Below are 19,271 nucleotides of genomic sequence, written 5' to 3' on the forward strand. Positions count from 1 at the left end.
GCCATGAACAGACGCCAGCATTTCATCGCCGACTCCTACTATCAAAAGTCCATCCATCTCTACGATACGACCGAATCGCGCTGGGCAGGGACGATGCAGGCAGACTCTCCAGACCAGGAGAATGCATTGCGCACGGGGTACTTCAAGGAGGCGGCATTTAATGCCTTGCTGATCAGTTACACAGCAGGCGAGCCGATTGACAGTCTTATTCCCCGGCTGGAGAAGCTGATAAATAGCTACGAGATTTACCAACAAGCGCTGGCTGCCGAGGAACGCGAACCTGATATTTCACCCTTGGCCATTGATGACTGGCCTGAACACTATGAAGAGTGCGTTCAAGTCATCAGCCTTTGCATTTTGTTGCATCGCACCGACTTGCTGACTCGTTTCGTCGCCCTGATAGATCGCGGGGGATACGCCTTCGAAGACACGCTCTACGAAGATCTTCTGCGCAAGTATTTACCTGGCCGCGCTGATCTGGACGAGTGGTTCCACGACCTCTACACGCCGCTGATTCGGGCCATGTATGCCACCGAACCTGAAGAATCGAGTCACTTGTTAAAGCACTATTGCGAAGCGTGGTATCCCGCTTTCGCCACGCTGCAAACCAATTGGCATGACAGTCATTTGGACATTGAAGACGACGATGGCAACTACGTCGGTTACTGGGCTTTTGAAGCAGGCGTCATTGCCTTTTTATACGGTATCGACGACAGCCAAATCGATAGCATGGTTTATCCCAAAGACCTGGTTGCCTATGCCAGGAACACCGCAAACACGTAAACTCCCGCCCTCTTCAGGAAACGGACTTCGGATTCAACGCCATGGAACTGCAATTCACCATTACCCCCGAGCACACCCAGATCAGGGTCGGCGAACAGCTGGAGCGCGAAATGCTCAAGCATGATCAGCAGCAGGCCCAACTGATGGGTTACGTCGCACGCTTGCAGGAACGTCTGCTCGCCCCGCTGTTGTTTGTACTGTGCCTGGTCGGCGGGATGCTGGCGATCTATTTTCCTGAGCGCCAGTTCACCCCCCAGAAGATCATCACGATGGTGTTGTTCGGGGCGATCTTCGCGGTGTTTTGGTGGTTCTTCTCCAGTCGATGGTTGGGCCACCTGCGCGCACGTATGGCCGCCAGCGGTGCCAAGCCGCGCACGCCTTTGCGCGGCACGAATCAGCGCCTTATCGAAGCCAAACTGCGTATTAACCTCAAGGCTGCTGAGGGCGCGTATCGCCTGCTGCTCGACGATCAGGGTTTCAGTCTGATCAATGCCAAGGGCGAAAAAGGCGGGTTGGCTTGGGGGAAGATTGTGCGTCTCAAGGAAACGCCTGACTTTTACTCGGTGGCCTGCGCTGAGTCGGATCGCAAGGACAAGGCCTATCACATTCCCAAACGCAGCGATGTGATGGACGCCGAGCAGTATCAGCAAGGTTTGGCGCTGTTCTTGAGCCGGGTACCCGCCTCTGCCGTGTTAACGCCTGCCTCGTAGAAGGCAGGCGTGTTTCAGCAGGCGTCAGGCTGGCGCTGTCCAGCCCAGCATCTGTTGCTGCGCGACTTGCAATAGATCGCAGCCGTCCTGTGTCAGCAGATACAGCGCGTGGGTGAGGTGTGGAATGTCCTGGACGTCACCGTTTTTGAAGCACTGGCAATGCAACGTTTCCAGCAAGTTGCTGGAGGCACGGATGCGTTGGAGTGCGGCTTCGAGAATGTCTTGGGGATTGGCCTCGGTGTCGATGACCATGGGACTTGAATCAGTGACGCTGCTTTTGATTGAACGATAGCGATCGGGAAAAGGATTTAGCGTTGGCATAGTAATTACTCGAGCATTAATTAGTAATCGCCAGCACCGTGACCAAACGATGGAGGCGGCTGTGTACAGGCTTGGTCAACCGCTAACACTCAAAACGGCTCGCTCGAAAGCGTCCTGCACACAGCCACCATTGCAACGCACTGCGAAACGTAGAAGTCCGCAGCGCGAATGATGGCACATATGTGCAGTGTTATCAGGTGACCAAACCTGTTCGCTGATTTTGCAGCGATGCCCAAACAGTACCCGCTGGAACCCACTAGGCGAAAGTCGACAAAGCGCCCAAGCTTGTAGGAACGGGGCGAAGCTTTCTTAGGATTTTTTACGACTCACGGGCAGCAATGTAGGACCCAACAACCGAAAGGATTCCCGCCCCAATGAAATCACCTTGGCCGTACCTGATCGCAGCTTTGCTAACCACCCCCGCCTACGCGCAACCGCTCAAGACCATCCTCACCTGCCCTTTAGCCGGCAACTCCAAGGTATCGCTGCTGGCCGAACCCGCCGAAGACGGCCATCGTCTTTTCATAAGACTCGACGGCAACACCCACATCGCCTTCACCGACATGCCCCAACAGGACTTCATCGGCCGCATCGTCCTGGCAAAGTGCGTGTCCTCCACCCTGATGTTCGCCCTCGAATATGGCTCGCCCTATATGAAAGGCGTCGTGCTGCGCAAAAACCCGATCACGCACAGCGTCGAGCAAATCGATTTCGCCGAGAAGGCCCTGCCCCGTTGGCTCTATCTGGGGCCGCAGCAAATGCGCCTGGTCATGCCAAACGAAGGCTATGAAGTGCCGACGAAGTTGCTGCTCTATGACTACGTGGCCGGCAAAGGCCAGGCTGAAACGGCTATCGGCATTGACACGCTTCCCGAGACGCGCGGTTTTAAAGTCGTGCACTTGGAGAGGCGTTCCAACAACTAACTTACCGGTCCCACATGAAACCTCTGTCAGAAACTGCCTTACGACAGGTGGCGTTCAACCGGGTTAACCATCGCTTAACGCCGCGGTCCAAAACTTTACTGGACCGCACGCCTTCAGACACTCCTGATGCCCAGTGCGGCAGGTTCGACGCGTTACACGTCGAGCTGACTTTAAGCCTGCACCGGAGACTTTCCATGAACATGCGCACCTTGCTGATTTCCACCGCCCTCACCTGCACCGCATTCGCCGGTCTGGCCCAAGCCAATGACGCTTCAACTTCCCAGGCCACTCCGTACCAGTACGGCATGCCGCTGCACGTGGGCAAGGTGATTGCCTTGAACGAACCATCGACGCTGGACTGCAAAGTGGTTACGGCAGACATGAAATACATCGACAGCGCGACCGGCAAGCCGTCGGAAATCACCTATCGGAAATTGTCTGACGCCTGCAGTTATCAGAACTGACAGAAGGCTCTGATTCGGCGCTTTGCGGTTTGCCTGTGAGGGTTCTGGCGCTATGCTTTGGGCGCCTCCCTCACTGCCGCAAGGATTCGCCATGCAGTTATCGTTTCGTACGTTGTCGACGTTCACCGCCGCGCTGTGTTTCGTGCTGGCGCTGGTGTGGGGCTTGATGCCGGATCAGTTGTTGGCGGTCTGGAGTATCGAGTATTCGTCGGCGGCGGGATTGGTCGCGCGACGTAGCGCAGTACTGTTTGCGGCGCTGGGGGTAATGTTTTATCTGGTTCGCAACGAGGCGCCGTCCGCGACTCGCAGTGCGCTGAGCAATGGTTTTATTGTCGGCTGCTGGGGGCTGGCAGCACTGGGCTTCGGCGAATGGCTGAATGGCCATGCCGGGCCAGGTATTTTGCTGGCGGTCGGGGTCGAACTGGCGCTGGGTCTGGGATTTTTCCAGACCCGGCGCGTATCGGTCGAGCTCGAAACGGCGGGTTAAAGCGCTTTACGATCCGGATGCAGTGTCTGGGCGGATGCCCTGTGCTGCATGTCTGATCGAAGTTCGGCAATCAGGTCGTTGATTTCGCGACAACCATTCAAGTGTTTGGCGTTGATACCGGTCACCATCAGATCCAGCTGATCCGTGTGCGTGTCGGCATACACTTTTATGGTCATCGACAAGTCAGGCGTTAGCGTGCATTGACAGCGCTTCGGCAGGAAGCTGCTTTCAATGATGTTGCGAAGTTCCAGGGCAGAAAGAAACATGGCGACCCTCTCCTTAATGTGAGACTGCCAATCAAAATAATCATCGGTCGGTACTGAAAAAACCCGTTTGTCTTCCTTGCGAGCCTGAACATTTCATTACCTGGCCGTTCTCTCGTAGCAACGCTGACTCGTATGAAGTCGTCGGTCAGCTTAAGACCAGCTACAGCATAAAACATGCCCAAGAATTCGCTCTGCACCTCGTCGGCAAATCAAAGGTTTAGGCTGCGCGCCATCAGATTGCCCTCATGCAAGATGCAAGAAGGGCCGGTAAAAGCCCTGCAATATGCAGGTATCAGCAGTGGGTTTGCATTCATCGTGTTCGGCAGTAAAAATGCTACCCGATATTTCAGTATCCGCTGACCCCACTCACACGCAAGGAGGCATCATGGGTTCTTTGACCTTAAACACGACCGTTGGGCTAATAGTTGCGGGGTTGTCGTGCAACGCGCACGCCGCGAAACTCGAAGAAGTCGCGCCGTATCCCAAGGCTGAGAGCGGTTTTACTCGCCAAGTCATCCACCTCGCGCCACAAACCCAGGAAGACGGCTATCAGGTCGAGATTCTGGCCGGCAAGACGTTGACCGTGGACTGCAACCGTCAGCGCTTGGGCGGGATGCTCGTAGAGAAGAATCTGGAGGGTTGGGGTTATCCGTTTTATCGGCTGGAAACGGTGATCGGGCCGATGAGCACGATGATGGCCTGCCCCGATGGCAAGACCAAAAAGGACTTTGTGCCGGTGGTCGGTGACGGGTTCATGCTGCGCTATAACAGCAAGCTGCCGATCGTGCTTTACGTGCCCAAGGATGTGGAGGTTCGTTATCGGATCTGGACGGCGTCGAGCAAAGTCGAGAAAGCCGTCCAGGAGTAGCCCGATCCATTGTTGTTGTTGTAGCAGCTGGCGCAGCCTGCGTTCGGCTGCGAAGCAGTCGTGAAAGCTGATTACGCGGTCTTACTGATATACCGCGTCGTCTTATTTCGCGACTGCTTCGCAGCCGAACGCAGGCTGCGCCAGCTGCTACATATAGCGTGCGGTGCGGCGAAATTTCTTTCACTGCCGCCATGTTCTACAGGAGCTTCTTTTGATTACTTGCCACGTCAAATATGTGATCGATCCGTATCAACTGCCCGAGTTCGAAGCCTACGCCCATGCCTGGCTCGGTATCGTTGAACGCCTGGGCGGCACTCATCACGGCTACTTCCTGCCGTCCGAGGGCGCGAGCAATATCGCTTACTGCCTGTTCAGTTTTCCGTCGTTGGCAGACTACGAAAGCTATCGCCACATCGCGATGACCGATCCGGAAAGTACCGCGCTGGTGGCCTCGCTGGTGGAGAAGAAGTTTATCGTCAGCTACGAGCGCACATTCCTGCGCCCAATGCTGGCCTGACTTGCGCTCACGCCGGGGCGCCACACACCGCGGCGCGTTCGGCGACGTGGCGCAATCTGTCGAAATTGATGTTGGCGCCCGAGTCGATGGCCACCAACGTCTGGCCCCGGACGCCGGTCTGCGCCACGTACTGCTTGATCCCGGCCACGGCCAAGGCACCGGAAGGCTCGGTGATCGAGCGGGTGTCGTCATAAATGTTCTTGATCGCCGCGCACAGTTCGTCGTTGCTGACGGTGATGACGTCATCGACACAGAACCGGCACACCTCGAAACCATAAGCGCCGATCTGCGCCACCGCCACGCCGTCGGCGAATGTACCGACATTGGGCAAAACCACTCGCTCACCCGCCTGTAACGCCGCCTGCAAACACGCGGAATGCTCCGACTCGACGCCGATGATGCGCACTTCGGGGCGCAGGTATTTGACGTACGCAGCAATGCCGGCGATCAAGCCACCGCCGCCCACCGGGACGAAGATCGCGTCCAGCGGCCCTTGGTGCTGACGCAGGATCTCCATGGCGACGGTGCCCTGCCCGGCGATCACGTCCGGGTCGTCGAAGGGCGAGACAAAGGTGCGACCGGATTGCTGCGCCAGGTTCAGGGCGTATTCCAGGGCGAAGGGAAAACTCTCGCCATGCAACACTGCGTCGGCACCACGACTGCGCACACCGAGCACCTTCAACTCCGGCGTCGTGCAAGGCATGACAATCGTCGCGGCGATCCCTAATTCCCGCGCCGCCAACGCCACGCCTTGGGCATGATTGCCAGCCGAAGCAGTGATCACGCCGCGGGCCTTTTGCTCATCGCTGAGCTGCACCAGCTTGTTGTAGGCGCCACGGATCTTGAAGGAAAAGGTCGGTTGCAGGTCTTCGCGCTTGAGCAGGATCTGATTGCCCAGCGCCTCGGACAGTGCCGGCGCCGGTTGCAGCGGCGTACGCACCGCCAGCTCATACACCGGCGCGGCGAGGATCTTTTTTACGTAGTGCTCAAGCAAGGCCTGCTGGGCGACGGTACTGTTCATGCTCATCTCCTGTTTCACACGACCTGCGTCGATTCAAAACCCAGGAGACAGAAAGTAAAAACCCGCCTCTAGGGCGGGTTGGGTGCTGCAGTCGTGAGCTAGCCCGCCAAATAAGGAATGGCGGTAATAATGCTTGGCTGGCAGCGCAATACGGTGGAAGTCATGGCTGGAAATTAGCCGGGCGCCGCAGGCAAGTCAATGGCCAATTTCGCCGGGGCTCTGTAGGCTGGCGACTCTGCTCATTGTCCCCAAGGATGGAAACCATGAAGTCTGTCGCCCTGCCCCTGCTTGCCTTGCTCGCGTTTGCTGGCTACACCGTGTCGGTGATGCTGCAGGCCGAACAGTCGTTGATTGACTTCGGGATCAGCCTGATGTCGCGGCCGGATACGGCGCAGGTGGTGATTGATCTTTATCTGCTGGCGACGCTGGCGGGCATCTGGATGTACCGCGATGCGCGCAAACGCGGCCAGTCAGCACTGTCCGTGATTCCCTATCTTTTGCTCACCGCCATTTTCGTGTCGATCGGGCCGTTGCTGTACCTGGTTGTGCGTGGCTTGCAGGATCGGCGCAAGGCGCTCACTTCGCCAGCCGCCTGAGCCCCAGCACCATCACCCCGGCCCCGAGCATCATCGCTGTCAAGAACAACGGATAGGAAACCCACCACGGCGTCCCGGCCGTCATCATGCTGAACTCGGACATGCCGCCAATGCTCGCAATCAAATTCAACGGCAAAAACACCACGTTGATCAGCGTCAGTTTGCGCAGCAGGTTATTCATGCTGTTGTTCATCAGGTTGCCCCGGGCGTCGATCAGCCCGGAGAACACCGTGGAGTAGATTTCCGCCTGTTTGTAGCACTGGTTGTTTTCGATGATCAGGTCATCGATCAGGCCGATGGCCTCGGCGCTGAAGTGTTCCTTTTCCGCGTGGTTACGCAGCCGGGTCAGCACCGCGCCGTTGCTGTGGATCGCGTTGATGTAATAGATCAGGCTCTCGCTGAGGTTGAACATCTGGATCAGGTGCTGGTTTTCCATCGAGGCGTTGAATTTCTGCTGCAGCTCCCGGGCGACCAGTTTGATCACCTTGAGGTGGCCCAAATAGTGATGGATGTTGTTGAACAGCAGATCCAGCAAAACATCCAGCGGCGTGTTCAGCCGTTGCCGGGTGCCGAGCCCGTGCAACGGCGAATCGTCGGTGGCGATCACCAGCAAGCGGCCCGGCGAGAACAGCAGGCCGCAGGACGACACCTCGAACGCCAGGCTGCCAGCGCCGGAATAGTTTTCCGGACGTTTCCAGATCAGGAACAGGTTGTCGGGGTGAAACTCGATGCGCGACACCTCGTCGGGGTCCAGGGCCGAGGCCAGGGCGTGTTCATCGAGCTTGAAATGGCTGTGCAGCAAGTCGCGCTCGGCGGCGTCGGGGTTGCTGAACAGCATCACTTCGGCGTCCAGCCGTTCGACTGCGTGCAAGGCGCCTTGGGTCAGTTGAAAGCTCTTGATCATCGGCCAATCACCAGGCCTGGCCGCGACGCTTGAGTTCCAGGCGACGGACGAACTCTTCCAGCACCAGCGAGTACAAATCGTCCTGCAAATAGGCGTCTTCGATGCCGGCGTCCATGTTCGGGTTGTCGTTGACCTCGATCACCACCACTTTGTCGCCGGACTGCTTGAGGTCGACGCCGTAGAGGCCATCGCCAATCAGGTTGGCGGTCTTCACCGCCAGTTCCACCACCGCGCGCGGCGCTTCGTGGACCGCCAGGGTGCGGCATTCGCCGTTGATGTCCTGGCCCTTGGCCTTGTGGTTGTAGATCTGCCAATGGCCCTTGGACATGAAGTACTGGCAGGCGAAGATCGGTTTGCGGTTGAGCACGCCGATGCGCCAGTCGTATTCGGTGTAGAAGAATTCTTGAGCGAGCAACAGCACCGAGTGTTCGAACAATTCGGCGGTGGCTTCGAGCAACGCCTGCTGGCTTTCGACCTTGATCACGCCCCGGGAAAAGCAGCCGTCGGGAATCTTCAACACCAGCGGAAAGCCCAGACGCTCGCCGACCCGTTCGAAGTCTTCCGGTCGTTCCTTGTAGAGGATTTCGGTGACGGGCATGCCCAACTGGTGGCTTTTCAGCAGGTCGGTCAGGTAGACCTTGTTGGTGCAGCGCAGGATCGACGTCGGGTCGTCCATCACCACCAGCCCTTCACTCTCGGCTTTCTTGGCGAAACGGTAGGTATGGTTGTCGACGCTTGTCGTCTCGCGGATCAACAGCCCGTCGTATTCGGCGATGCGCGCGTAGTCCTTGCGCTCGATCAGCTCGACGTCGATGCCCAGGGTTTTGCCGACCCGGACGAAATTGTCCAGGGCCTTGGCGTTGGACGGCGGCAAGGCTTCCTGCGGGTCATGCAGGATCGCCAGGTCATAGCGAGCCAGACGCTTGGAGCGCGGCATGCGCCAGATCTTGCGGCTGAAACTGTCCAGGGCGTTGGCGAATTGATCTTCCTGATCTTCACGCAACTTGTGCAAGGCGCCGGACTTTATACCTTCGATGTGCCAGCCGTTAGTTCTTCTGAATTCAACTAACAATATCGGACAGGGGAAAACCTCAAATAACTGCCGCGCCAGATCCTGCAACGGCTCAATATTAGTCTTGCCAAAATAAAGCGTTAGCGTAAAGCCTTCGGTATCGCTGTAAAGATGATTACTGAGGGCTTTTTCCAGCGGTTTATCCAGATCGTCCAGGGCCAGGCCATACAGCGATTTACGCGTCAGCTCGCTGATGGTTCGCACTGATGGAATGACCTTGTGCCCCCGGGCTTCGGCCAGCAGCGAGCAGTAATAACCGTGCCCCAGGTACTTGTAGCTGCGGCACAGGTTGATCACCTGTACCCGCTTGCCCTGCTCGTTGTCGCGGGTTTGCTCCAGGTATTCCTGGGCCGTGACGATGTCTTCACTGGGGAAATAGGACGCCCAGTCTTCCTTGCGTTCGACGATGATAATCAACTGACTTGAAGTGCTAACCGCGTCATTTAAATAAGTTGCCGCCGGCAAACTTTGCTCGGATACTTCGCGCCAATGACCTTGTACCGCTGACATAGTGATTGATCCGTTGGAGAACAAGACCTTTCCTATTAAGCACGAAGTTTTTTGAAAGTCCCGTTTCGTTACGTAACTTTTACGGTGGTCATATGAATCCTGTCTTTCGCCTGGCGCTAGTTGAAGACTTACCGGCGTTGCTCAAACTCGAAGAGCAATGCTTCACCACGGATCGGCTCAACAGTCGCAGTTTTCAGTGGATGATCACCAAGGCCAATGGGCAACTGCTGGTGGCTGAACACGCTGATGCACTGCTCGGCTACGCGGTGGTGCTGTTCCACCGAGGCACATCGCTGGCGCGGCTGTATTCCATTGCCATCGCTGCCGAGGCTCGAGGCATCGGCTTGGGCAAACAGTTGCTGGAGCGGGTCGAGGCCTGCGCCCTTGAGCACGATTGTGCTTACCTGCGCCTGGAAGTGCGCATCGACAACCCGGCAGCGATTGCCCTGTATGAGCGCAACGGTTACCGGCGGTTTGCGCTGATTCATGACTATTACCAGGACCACGCCGACGCGCTGCGCCTGGAGAAACGCATCCTCCAGCACCGCGACTCGCGCAATATCCAGGTGCCCTGGTATCGGCAGACCACTGACTTCACCTGCGGCCCGGCGTGTTTGCTGATGGCCATGGGTGCGCTGCAACAGGGACGATTGCTGGAGCGGCGCGAGGAACTGCAAATCTGGCGCGAGGCGACCACGGTGTTCATGACCTCGGGGCACGGTGGTTGCAGCCCGCAAGGTTTGGCGTTGGCGGCGTGGCGCCGCGGGTTTCGGGTGCGGTTGCAACTGAGCATGGCCGGGCCGTTGTTTCTCGATGGCGTGCGCGATGAGCATAAAAAGGACGTAATGCGTTTGGTGCACGAAGAGTTCACGGCGCAGTTGCAGGACACAGATGTGGAGCGGGTGATTGGCGGGACGTTGGATTTGCCACGGTTGTTGGACGCTGGCGGTCAGCCATTGGTGCTGATCAGCAGTTATCGCCTGACCCGCTCCAAGGCGCCGCATTGGGTGATGGTGACCGATTGCGACGAAGAGTTTGTGTATCTGCATGATCCGGATGTGGATCACAGCCAGCATCGACAGCCCATGGATTGCCAGCATTTGCCGGTCAGTCATGGGGAGTTTGAGAAGATGTGCAGTTTTGGGCGGGGGAAACTTCGGGCGGCGGTTGTCCTGTATGCCCGCCACCAGTGATCGTTCCCCCGCTCCTGCGTGGGAACGCCTCTTGTGACGCTCCGCGTCACGCTTTGGGACGCAGAGCGTCCCTGGCTGCATTCCCACGCGGAGCGTGGGAACGATCAGCGACGCGGAGCGTGTGAACGATCAGCACGATCAGCGCAGAGACTTTACTTCAACCCAACCTTGTAAAGCGCCCCGTCCTCCTCATCCGTCAGCACATACAAATACCCGTCCGGGCCCTGCCGTACATCGCGGATCCGTTCCTTGAGTTCCCCCAGCAAACGTTCTTCATGCACCACTTTGTCGCCATCGAATTGCAAGCGAATCAGTTCCTGACTCACCAGCGCGCCGATAAACACGTTGTGCTGCCAAGGCTTGAAGCGATCGGCATCGTAGAACGCCATGCCACTGATGCCGGGGGAGACCTCCCAGACATGGTGCGGCGGCACGGTGCCTTCGGCGGTTTTGCCCTTGGCCTCCGGGATCGGTTGGCCGGAGTAGTTGATGCCGTTGGTTGCCAGTGGCCAACCGTAGTTCTTGCCACGCTCGATGACGTTGATTTCGTCGCCACCCTTGGGGCCATGTTCGTTTTCCCACAGCGTGCCGTTCCACGGATTGAGCGCCGCGCCTTGCGGATTACGCTGGCCGTAGGACCAGATCTCCGGGCGGACGCCAGCCTGACCGACAAAGGGGTTGTCATCCGGCACCTTGCCGTCCGGGTAGATCCGCACGACTTTGCCCTGCAACTTGTCGAGGTCCTGGGCGGTCATGCGGTCGTTGTTTTCGCCCAAGGTGATAAACAGATAACCGTCACGGTCGAACACCAGCCGTGAGCCGAAGTGGTTACCGACGGAAAGCTTCGGCTCCTGGCGGAAGATCACCTTGAAATCCTTGAGGGTGGTCAGGTCGTCGGACAAACGCCCGCGACCGACCGCCGTCCCGGCCTTGTCGCCCTCACCGCCACCCTCGGCATAGGACAGATAGACCATGCGGTCCTGCTTGAAGTCCGGTGACAGCACCACATCGAGCAAACCGCCCTGCCCCTTGGCCCAAACCTTGGGTACGCCGCTGATCGGCGCCGAGCGTTTGCCATCGACCGTGACCACTCGCAGGTTGCCGGGCCGTTCGGTCACCAGCATGCCTTTGCTGTCCGGGAGAAACGCCAGGGCCCACGGATGTTCCAGGCCTTTGGTAATCGGCGTGACTTCAAGGGTGCCTTGTTCGCTTTTCAGTTCCTGGGTGGGCGCGGCGAAAACAGGCGCCGCGGCGGTGATCAGTGCGCTGGCGCAGAAGGTGGCCAGGAGGGTTTTACGCAACATGCACGCTTCCTTTTGTCGTTCGAATGGCTGACAGAACCTCAGTCCTGCCGTTCAACGGTTGCTGCTGTCCGAGTCACGGGGCGGTGAGTTGGGAATGAATTTCGGTGGCGCGCTTGGCGCTGACTTGTCCTGGGGATAGCGGTTGCCGATGCCACCGTTTTCCAGGGTTGGCGGCCGCGGCGTCGGCGCGAACGTCGGCTGCCGAGTGGCCGGCTGCGTGCCCTGCATGCTGTTGGGATTGGCCCGGTGAATCGGGCTGTTGTAGGGATTGTTGTTGCTGCTGCCCGTCGGGCTCTGGGCCTGGGCCGCCTGGCCGAGCAAAGCGCTCAAGGCCAACACGGTGCAACCGAGCACAAATCTGTTCATGGGGAGCCTCACTGCGGATGCGGGAATAGAGTCTTCGATGCCACGCTACGCCCGAGGTTCGCATTTGTTAACTGAAACCTCCTTCACAGATGTAACACCCGTTTGCCGCACCGCTGATCCCCCCGCAGGGCTTGGGCGCAAGCCGCTGAAACTTTTGCGCCGGGCCGCAGGTCACCTGATCATCACTTGCGAGTAGACGACGATGGCCCGGGCAATCTGGAAAGGCGCAATCAGTTTCGGCTTGGTGCACATCCCTGTAGCACTAGTCTCGGCCACCTCCTCCCAAGGGGTGGATTTCGACTGGCTCGACAGCCGCAGCATGGACCCGGTGGGCTACAAGCGCGTCAACAAGGTCACCGGCAAGGAAGTCACCAAGGAACACATCGTCAAAGGCGTGGCCTACGAAAAAGGCCGCTATGTGGTGCTTAGCGAAGAGGAAATCCGCTCGGCGCACCCACTGTCGACCCAGACCATCGACATCTTTGCCTTTGTCGACAGTGAGCAGATCCCGCTGCAAAACATCGACACACCTTATTACTTGGCGCCGGACAAACGTGGCGGCAAGGTTTATGCGCTGCTGCGTGAAACCCTGAGCAAAACCAACAAGGTCGCCCTCGCCCATGTCGTGCTGCACACCCGTCAGCACCTGGCGGCGCTGATGCCGCTGGAGTCGGCCATGGTGCTAGTGATGTTGCGCTGGCCAGCGGAAGTGCGCAGCCTCGATGAATTGGCATTGGGCAGTGAAGTGACCAAACCCGAGCTGGCCAAGGGTGAACTGGAGATGGCCAAGCGCCTGGTGGAAGACATGAGCGCCGACTGGAAACCCGAGGATTACCGCGACAGCTTTGAAGACAAGATCATGGCCCTGGTCGAGAAAAAGGCCCATGAAGGCAAGATCGAGGATGTCGAGAGCACCAGCGGCGAAGAAGAACGCAAAACCGCTGATGTTATCGATTTGACCGAGTTGCTCAAACGCAGCCTCGGCGGCAAGGCAGCCGCCAAACCAGCGGCCAAACCGCGCAAAGCCGCCGCCAAACCGGCCCCGGCGAAAAAAGCCACGAAGAGTTCTCGCGGCTGACGGCCCGAAACTCGCAGCACAAGGTAGTCCGCCATGGCTAAACCGGTGAGTGAATACACGCGCAAACGCAACTTCGAGATCACTTCGGAACCGCCCGAAGCGGCGCCGGCCAAACGTGGAAAGAAAGCCGCCTCGGCCTTGCGTTTCGTGATTCAGAAACACGATGCGCGCAACCTGCATTACGACTTTCGCCTGGAACTCGACGGTACCCTGAAAAGCTGGGCGGTGCCCAAGGGCCCTAGCCTGGACCCGACGCAAAAGCGCCTGGCGGTGCACGTCGAAGACCACCCGATCAGTTATGGCACCTTCGAGGGCAGCATTCCTGAAGGCCAATATGGCGCAGGGGATGTGATTGTCTGGGACCACGGCGTCTGGCAACCGATTGGCGACCCGAAAGAAACCTACAAGGCCGGCAAGCTGAAATTCACTCTGATCGGCGAAAAACTCTCCGGCGATTGGGCGTTAGTGCGCACTCACTTGCGCGGCAGTGGCGACAAGGAACAATGGCTGCTGATCAAGGAGAAGGATCAACAGGCACGGCCAATCAGCGAGTTTGACGTGGTCGCCGAGCTGCCCAAAAGCGTATTGAGTGATGCCACCGTGGGCGATAAGACCACCAAAAAAGCCGTCAAAAAAACCGTTAAAAAAGCCAAACCGACCACCCTGCCCGAAACGTTCAGCCCGCAACTGGCCACACTGATGGAAAAGGCCCCGGCCGGTGACTGGCGCTATGAAATCAAGTTCGACGGCTATCGCATACTCGCGCGCATCGACAACGGTGAGGTGCGGCTGCTGACACGCAATGGCCACGACTGGACCGCCAAATTGCCGCTGCAGGCCAAGGCCCTGGCCGAGATGAAACTCGACGGCAGTTGGCTTGATGGCGAAGTGGTGGTGCTGAACGACAAAGGCTTTCCGGACTTCCAGGCGTTGCAGAACGCGTTCGAGATCGGGCGCTCGGTCGACATTGTCTATTTCGTGTTCGACGCGCCGTTCCTGCACGGCGTTGATCAGCGCGAATTGCCGGTGGAAGACCGCCGTGCCGCGCTGAAAAAAGCCTTGGGTCGCAAGTCACGGCAGGTACTGCGCTTCTCGGAAGCGTTCACCGCGAACCATCAGGACATCGTCGAAAGTGCTTGTGCGCTGTCCCTGGAAGGCGTGATCGGCAAGCGCGCCGGCAGCCCTTATGTGTCACGCCGCAGCCCGGACTGGATCAAGCTCAAATGCCGTTTGCGCCAGGAGTTCGTGATCATCGGTTATACCGCGCCGCAAGGTTCGCGCAGTGGTTTCGGCGCCCTGTTGCTGGGTGTCTACGACGATAAAGGGCTGGTGTATGCCGGGCGGGTCGGCACCGGGTTCAATCAGGCCAACCTGAAGCTGTTTCATGGGCAATTGCAGAAAATCGAACGCAAAACATCGCCGCTGGACAAGTCGCTGACAGCGGCGCAGGCCCGAGGCGTGCACTGGGTGGAACCGACGCTGGTATGCGAGGCTGAGTTCGCCGAATGGACCCGCGAAGGCGTGGTCCGCCAAGCGGCCTTCATCGCCATGCGCACTGATAAACCGGCGACCGAGATCGTGCGTGAACAACCACAATCTCCCAAGGCGAACAAACCCGTGAACGAAAAGAAAACCAGCAGCAAGGACAGTACCGTCGCCGGGGTCAAGATTACTCACCCCGATCGCGTTATCGACAAGGACAGTGGCACGCAGAAACTGCAACTGGTGCAGTTCTACGAAAGCATCAGCCAGTGGATCCTGCCGTTCCTGCGCGACCGGCCGGTGTCGCTGTTGCGGGCGCCGGAAGGGGTCGAAGGCGAACAGTTCTTCCAGAAACACGCCGAACGGCTGGCGATCCCCAACATCAAGCACCTGGACCCGAATATCGACCTTGGGCATGCACGCCTGATGGAAATCGATACGGTGCAAGCGCTGATCGGTGCCGCACAAATGGGCACGATCGAGTTGCATACCTGGGGCGCGACGCACGACAAGATCGAAACCCCCGACCTGTTTGTCCTCGACCTCGACCCTGACCCCGCGCTGCCATGGAAAAGCATGGTCGAAGCCACACAACTGACCCTGTCGGTGCTCGATGAAATCGGCCTGGAGGCGTTTTTGAAAACCAGCGGCGGCAAAGGCATGCACATCATTGTGCCACTGGCGCGCAAGGATGATTGGGACACGGTCAAGGGTTTCGCCAAAGCCATCGCCCAGTTCATGGCGCAACAGTTGCCGGAACGGATCACCGCGACCATGGGCCCGAAAAACCGGGTGGGCAAGATCTTCGTCGATTACCTGCGCAATACCCGCGGGGCCAGTACGGTGGCGGCGTACTCTGTGCGGGCACGGCCGGGGCTACCGGTGTCGGTGCCGATTGCGCGGGAGGAATTGACGGCGCTGCATGGCTCGCAGGAATGGACCGTGGTCAATTTGCTCGAGCGGCTGGAAGGGTTGAAAGCTGATCCGTGGGCGGGGTATGCCAATCGGCAGAAGATTACGGCGAAGATGTGGAAGCAGTTGGGGGGCAAGAAGCCGTAGGTGTTGTGGTGAGTTTACCGGCCTCTTCGCGGGCAAGCCTCGCTCCTACAGGGCTTGTGTCGCTCACCCGTTATTCGAACGCCGCAAAACCCTGTAGGAGCGAGGCTTGCCCGCGAAGGCGTCAGACGCCCGAATGCAAAACTCAGATCAGAACGAAAACCGCCAACAACCCACCAAAAATCGCCCATTTCTCAAGGTAATAACGGGCACGGTTACGCTTCTTCAACTCCTTGCCACGCAAACGAACCTTGTAGATTCTGGTGAACAACCGGTTGATGCCACCCGTCTTGTCGCCCGCATCGTTCGGCGCGCCCGCCGCCGACATCACGGTACGGCTGAACCAGGCATTGAACGCCGCCGCCCAGCGGTACTTCATCGGCCGTTCGACATCGCAGAACAAGATGATGCGGTTCTGGTCGGTGGTGTTTTCGGCGTAATGGATAAAGGTCTCGTCGAACATCACCGCCTCACCGTCGCGCCAGTGGTAGTTCTCACCGTCGACGTTGATGTAGCAACCGGCATCGTTCGGCGTTTCCAGGCCCAGGTGATAGCGATAGGAGCCGGCATACGGGTCGCGGTGGCGCACCAGTTTGGAACCCGGTGGCAGCTCGGCGAACATCGCGGCCTTGATCGAGCCGATACTTTGCACCAGTTCAGTGGTGCGCGGGCAGAGCTTCTCGGCCGAAGGGTGGCTGTCGCCGTACCACTTCAGGTAGAAACGCTTCCAGCCGCTCTTGAAGAACGAGTTGAAACCGACGTCATCGTATTGGTTCGAGCGCTTGATCTCCCCGGCCCGCAGCAGGTTCTGGCCTTCGGCGCGAATCTCTTCCCAGTGCGCCTGCAACGGGCTCAGGTCCGGGAAGTCGGCTGGGTTGAGGTACGGCTTGCTCGGGAGTTTGGAGAACATATAAAGGAAGCAATTGATCGGCGCCAGAAACGTCGAGTGGTCGCTCAGTTGGCGGCCCAGCTTGTGGCGCACGCGACCGCGCAGGTGAACATACGCGATGGAGACAACATAAATAGCGGCAATGATGAGTTTCACGGCAATCGTCACAAGTCAGAAGAGAGCAAACTGCGCCTAGCCGGCCAAGCGGTCTGGCGCAGTGTTTGAATACGAAACAGCGGTCCAGGTGGCACGTCCTTGAGCCGATGCCAAAATGGCATTGGATTGATAGCTGGCATTTTAGCCACGATTTGTAACAAATAGTTAGCATCCAGATGTGAAAATCTGTCCACTGATGCCACCAAAGTGCCCGCGCAGGCTCAACGCCCTATCGTTTAAAGAGCCAGACCAGTACAATCGCCGCCAAACATTACGCGCCCCCCTTGGTTGATGACGGGAATGACCCCCGCCTCAGCGCACTTCGACTCGGGCCAAGCGCTCCATTGCTGCTGTCCACTTATTGCCAGATGGACCTTCCGCTTCTGACCGGGATGCATGTCCCGTGGATCGGATAACGGAACCGGGTACTGAATCGGTACTGCCGCACCCCTAGCTACTCTGAATGCTTCGCAGGAAAAACCTTTGATTTCTACAGCTAACATCACGATGCAGTTCGGCGCCAAGCCGTTATTCGAGAACGTTTCGGTCAAGTTCGCCGCGGGCAACCGCTATGGCCTGATCGGCGCCAACGGTTGCGGCAAGTCGACCTTCATGAAGATCCTCGGTAACGATCTCGAGCCGTCCGGCGGCCAGGTCATGCTCGAGCCGAACGTGCGTCTGGGTAAATTGCGCCAGGACCAGTTCGCCTACGAAGAATTCACCGTGATCGACACCGTGATCATGGGTCACGAAGAGCTGTGGAAGGTCAAGGCCGAGCGCGATCGCATCTACTCGCTGCCGGAAATGACCGAAGAAGACGGCATGGCCGTGGCCGAGCTGGAAACCGAGTTCGCCGAGATGGACGGCTACACCGCCGAATCCCGTGCCGGTGAACTGCTGCTGGGCCTGGGTATCGGCATCGAGCAACACTTCGGCCCGATGAGCGAAGTGTCTCCAGGCTGGAAACTGCGCGTATTGCTGGCTCAAGCGTTGTTCTCCGATCCTGAAGTGCTGTTGCTCGACGAACCGACCAACCACTTGGACATCAACACCATCCGCTGGCTGGAAAACATTCTGACCCAGCGCTCCAGCCTGATGATCATCATCTCTCACGACCGTCACTTCCTGAACAGCGTGTGCACCCACATGGCTGACCTGGATTACGGCGAGTTGCGCCTGTTCCCGGGCAACTACGACGAGTACATGACCGTGGCGACCCAGTCCCGCGAGCAACTGCTGTCGGACAACGCCAAGAAGAAAGCACAGATTTCCGAGCTGCAATCGTTCGTCAGCCGCTTCTCGGCCAACGCCTCGAAAGCCAAGCAGGCTACTTCCCGCGCCAAGGCGATCGACAAGATCCAACTGGCCGAGGTCAAGCCTTCGAGCCGTGTGAGCCCGTTCATTCGTTTCGAACAGAACAAAAAGCTGCACCGTCAGGCGGTCATCGTCGAGCGCATGGCCAAAGGCTTTGACGGCAAGCCACTGTTCAAGGACTTCAGCTTCCAGGTGGAAGCCGGCGAGCGCGTAGCGATCATCGGTCCGAACGGCATCGGTAAAACCACCCTACTGCGCACCCTGGTCAATGAACTGACCCCGGACGCCGGCACCGTCAAGTGGACCGACGCCGCGGAACTGGGCTACTACGCCCAGGACCACGCGCACGACTTCGAAGACGACTGCAACCTGTTCGACTGGATGGGCCAATGGACCCAGGGCGGCGAGCAGATGGTTCGCGGCACCCTCGGCCGGATGCTGTTCTCCAACGACGAGATCCTCAAGTCGGTCAAGGTCATCTCCGGTGGTGAGCAAGGTCGCATGCTGTTCGGCAAGCTGATCCTGCAGAAGCCGAACGTGCTGATCATGGACGAACCGACCAACCACTTGGACATGGAATCCATCGAGGCGCTGAACCTGGCGCTGGAGAACTACCCGGGCACGTTGATCTTCGTCAGCCACGACCGTGAGTTCGTATCGTCGTTGGCTACGCGCATTATCGAGTTGAGCCCTAGCGGCGTGATCGACTTCAGCGGTACGTACGATGATTACCTGCGTAGCCAAGGCGTGGTTTTCTAAGCGTCCGCTGTAATTGAAAAGCCCTGTCCTGGTGACGGGGCTTTTTTTTGCCTGAAGATCGATCGTTCCCACGCTCCGCGTGGGAATGCCTCAAGGGACGCTCCGCGTTCCAATGGGACGCGGAGCGTCCCGGGCTGCATTCCCACGCAGAGCGTGGGAACGATCTGTGCGGAGAACATAGTTAGCCTGCTTCCTTTTATTCCCGGCCCACGCCATGATGCAGGTCTCCCAC

At 58.4% G+C, this 19,271-nt stretch carries 19 protein-coding genes and 1 pseudogene; 12 read left to right on the top strand and 8 right to left on the bottom strand.

Annotation, left to right across the window (positions count from 1 at the left end; translation table 11 throughout):
* Positions 1–3: 3 nt before the first annotated feature.
* Complete coding sequence (locus tag HKK53_RS05015; RefSeq protein WP_169369820.1) at positions 4–783, top strand: PoNe immunity protein domain-containing protein; 780 nt, start codon at positions 4–6, stop codon at positions 781–783.
* A 41-nt stretch (positions 784–824) separates the two neighbouring features.
* A complete protein-coding gene (locus HKK53_RS05020; RefSeq protein WP_169369821.1) occupies positions 825–1,493 on the top strand; it encodes a YcxB family protein in 669 nt (222 codons plus the stop codon).
* A gap of 24 nt (positions 1,494–1,517) precedes the next feature.
* Here HKK53_RS05020 and HKK53_RS05025 read toward each other — a convergent pair whose 3' ends face one another.
* A complete protein-coding gene (locus HKK53_RS05025; RefSeq protein ID WP_169369822.1) occupies positions 1,518–1,814 on the bottom strand; it encodes a hypothetical protein in 297 nt (98 codons plus the stop codon).
* Positions 1,815–2,188: 374 nt separating this feature from the next.
* Here HKK53_RS05025 and HKK53_RS05030 point away from each other — a divergent pair, with 374 nt between their 5' ends.
* The 3 genes from HKK53_RS05030 to HKK53_RS05040 all read left to right on the top strand — a co-directional run bounded on the left by HKK53_RS05030 (position 2,189) and on the right by HKK53_RS05040 (position 3,688).
* A complete protein-coding gene (locus tag HKK53_RS05030; RefSeq protein WP_169369823.1) occupies positions 2,189–2,737 on the top strand; it encodes a hypothetical protein in 549 nt (182 codons plus the stop codon).
* Between the two features lie 194 nt (positions 2,738–2,931).
* Positions 2,932–3,201 carry a DUF2790 domain-containing protein gene (locus tag HKK53_RS05035; protein WP_169369824.1) on the top strand — a complete coding sequence of 90 codons (270 nt, stop codon included), beginning with the start codon at positions 2,932–2,934 and terminating at the stop codon, positions 3,199–3,201.
* A 91-nt stretch (positions 3,202–3,292) separates the two neighbouring features.
* Positions 3,293–3,688, top strand: coding sequence for a hypothetical protein (locus HKK53_RS05040; protein WP_169369825.1), 396 nt, complete (start codon positions 3,293–3,295; stop codon positions 3,686–3,688).
* Here HKK53_RS05040 and HKK53_RS05045 read toward each other — a convergent pair.
* Positions 3,685–3,954 carry a DUF1652 domain-containing protein gene (locus tag HKK53_RS05045; RefSeq protein ID WP_169369826.1) on the bottom strand — a complete coding sequence of 90 codons (270 nt, stop codon included), beginning with the start codon at positions 3,952–3,954 and terminating at the stop codon, positions 3,685–3,687. The two genes, HKK53_RS05040 and HKK53_RS05045, sit on opposite strands and share 4 nt — an antisense overlap.
* Before the next feature lie 385 nt (positions 3,955–4,339).
* Between HKK53_RS05045 and eco the strand changes: the two genes are divergently transcribed.
* Together eco and HKK53_RS05055 are read left to right on the top strand one after the other, a co-directional pair.
* Positions 4,340–4,822: a serine protease inhibitor ecotin gene (gene eco / locus HKK53_RS05050; protein WP_169369827.1), complete on the top strand. Its 483-nt coding sequence runs from the start codon at positions 4,340–4,342 to the stop codon at positions 4,820–4,822.
* A 211-nt stretch (positions 4,823–5,033) separates the two neighbouring features.
* Positions 5,034–5,339, top strand: coding sequence for an NIPSNAP family protein (locus HKK53_RS05055; protein ID WP_169369828.1), 306 nt, complete (start codon positions 5,034–5,036; stop codon positions 5,337–5,339).
* A gap of 31 nt (positions 5,340–5,370) precedes the next feature.
* Here HKK53_RS05055 and ilvA read toward each other — a convergent pair.
* Positions 5,371–6,366, bottom strand: a pseudogene (gene ilvA / locus HKK53_RS05060) (threonine ammonia-lyase, biosynthetic); the annotation flags it as partial.
* A 257-nt stretch (positions 6,367–6,623) separates the two neighbouring features.
* On the opposite strand from ilvA, the gene HKK53_RS05065 reads away from it, so the two are divergent.
* Entirely contained in the window at positions 6,624–6,956 is a 333-nt protein-coding gene (locus HKK53_RS05065; protein ID WP_169369830.1) for a DUF2834 domain-containing protein, read from the top strand.
* Here HKK53_RS05065 and HKK53_RS05070 read toward each other — a convergent pair.
* Both HKK53_RS05070 and HKK53_RS05075 read right to left on the bottom strand, forming a co-directional pair.
* Positions 6,937–7,860: a magnesium transporter CorA family protein gene (locus HKK53_RS05070; protein WP_169369831.1), complete on the bottom strand. Its 924-nt coding sequence runs from the start codon at positions 7,858–7,860 to the stop codon at positions 6,937–6,939. The two genes, HKK53_RS05065 and HKK53_RS05070, sit on opposite strands and share 20 nt — an antisense overlap.
* A 7-nt stretch (positions 7,861–7,867) precedes the next feature.
* Positions 7,868–9,442, bottom strand: coding sequence for a RimK family protein (locus HKK53_RS05075; RefSeq protein ID WP_169369832.1), 1,575 nt, complete (start codon positions 9,440–9,442; stop codon positions 7,868–7,870).
* A 92-nt stretch (positions 9,443–9,534) separates the two neighbouring features.
* Between HKK53_RS05075 and HKK53_RS05080 the strand changes: the two genes are divergently transcribed.
* Positions 9,535–10,635 (top strand): GNAT family N-acetyltransferase/peptidase C39 family protein, encoded by a 1,101-nt coding sequence (locus HKK53_RS05080; protein ID WP_169369833.1) that lies wholly within the window; start codon positions 9,535–9,537, stop codon positions 10,633–10,635.
* Between the two features lie 152 nt (positions 10,636–10,787).
* Here the strand turns inward: HKK53_RS05080 and HKK53_RS05085 are convergent, their stop codons facing one another.
* Both HKK53_RS05085 and HKK53_RS05090 read right to left on the bottom strand, forming a co-directional pair.
* Positions 10,788–11,939 carry a PQQ-dependent sugar dehydrogenase gene (locus tag HKK53_RS05085; protein ID WP_169369834.1) on the bottom strand — a complete coding sequence of 384 codons (1,152 nt, stop codon included), beginning with the start codon at positions 11,937–11,939 and terminating at the stop codon, positions 10,788–10,790.
* Between the two features lie 51 nt (positions 11,940–11,990).
* Positions 11,991–12,305, bottom strand: coding sequence for a hypothetical protein (locus HKK53_RS05090; RefSeq protein ID WP_169369835.1), 315 nt, complete (start codon positions 12,303–12,305; stop codon positions 11,991–11,993).
* A gap of 202 nt (positions 12,306–12,507) precedes the next feature.
* On the opposite strand from HKK53_RS05090, the gene ku reads away from it, so the two are divergent.
* Complete coding sequence (gene ku, locus HKK53_RS05095; protein WP_133839703.1) at positions 12,508–13,383, top strand: non-homologous end joining protein Ku; 876 nt, start codon at positions 12,508–12,510, stop codon at positions 13,381–13,383.
* A gap of 33 nt (positions 13,384–13,416) precedes the next feature.
* A complete protein-coding gene (ligD, locus tag HKK53_RS05100; protein ID WP_169369836.1) occupies positions 13,417–15,924 on the top strand; it encodes a DNA ligase D in 2,508 nt (835 codons plus the stop codon).
* Positions 15,925–16,066: 142 nt separating this feature from the next.
* Here ligD and lpxO read toward each other — a convergent pair whose 3' ends face one another.
* On the bottom strand, positions 16,067–16,966 hold the full coding sequence (gene lpxO, locus HKK53_RS05105) for a lipid A hydroxylase LpxO (protein WP_169369837.1): 900 nt from the start codon (positions 16,964–16,966) through the stop codon (positions 16,067–16,069).
* A gap of 483 nt (positions 16,967–17,449) precedes the next feature.
* On the opposite strand from lpxO, the gene HKK53_RS05110 reads away from it, so the two are divergent.
* Positions 17,450–19,039, top strand: a complete 1,590-nt coding sequence (locus HKK53_RS05110; protein WP_123410456.1) for an ABC-F family ATPase — start codon at positions 17,450–17,452, stop codon at positions 19,037–19,039.
* The last annotated feature ends 232 nt before the right edge of the window (positions 19,040–19,271 follow it).

Origin of the sequence: Pseudomonas sp. ADAK7 (assembly GCF_012935675.1) — a bacterium.
Classification (GTDB): domain Bacteria; phylum Pseudomonadota; class Gammaproteobacteria; order Pseudomonadales; family Pseudomonadaceae; genus Aquipseudomonas.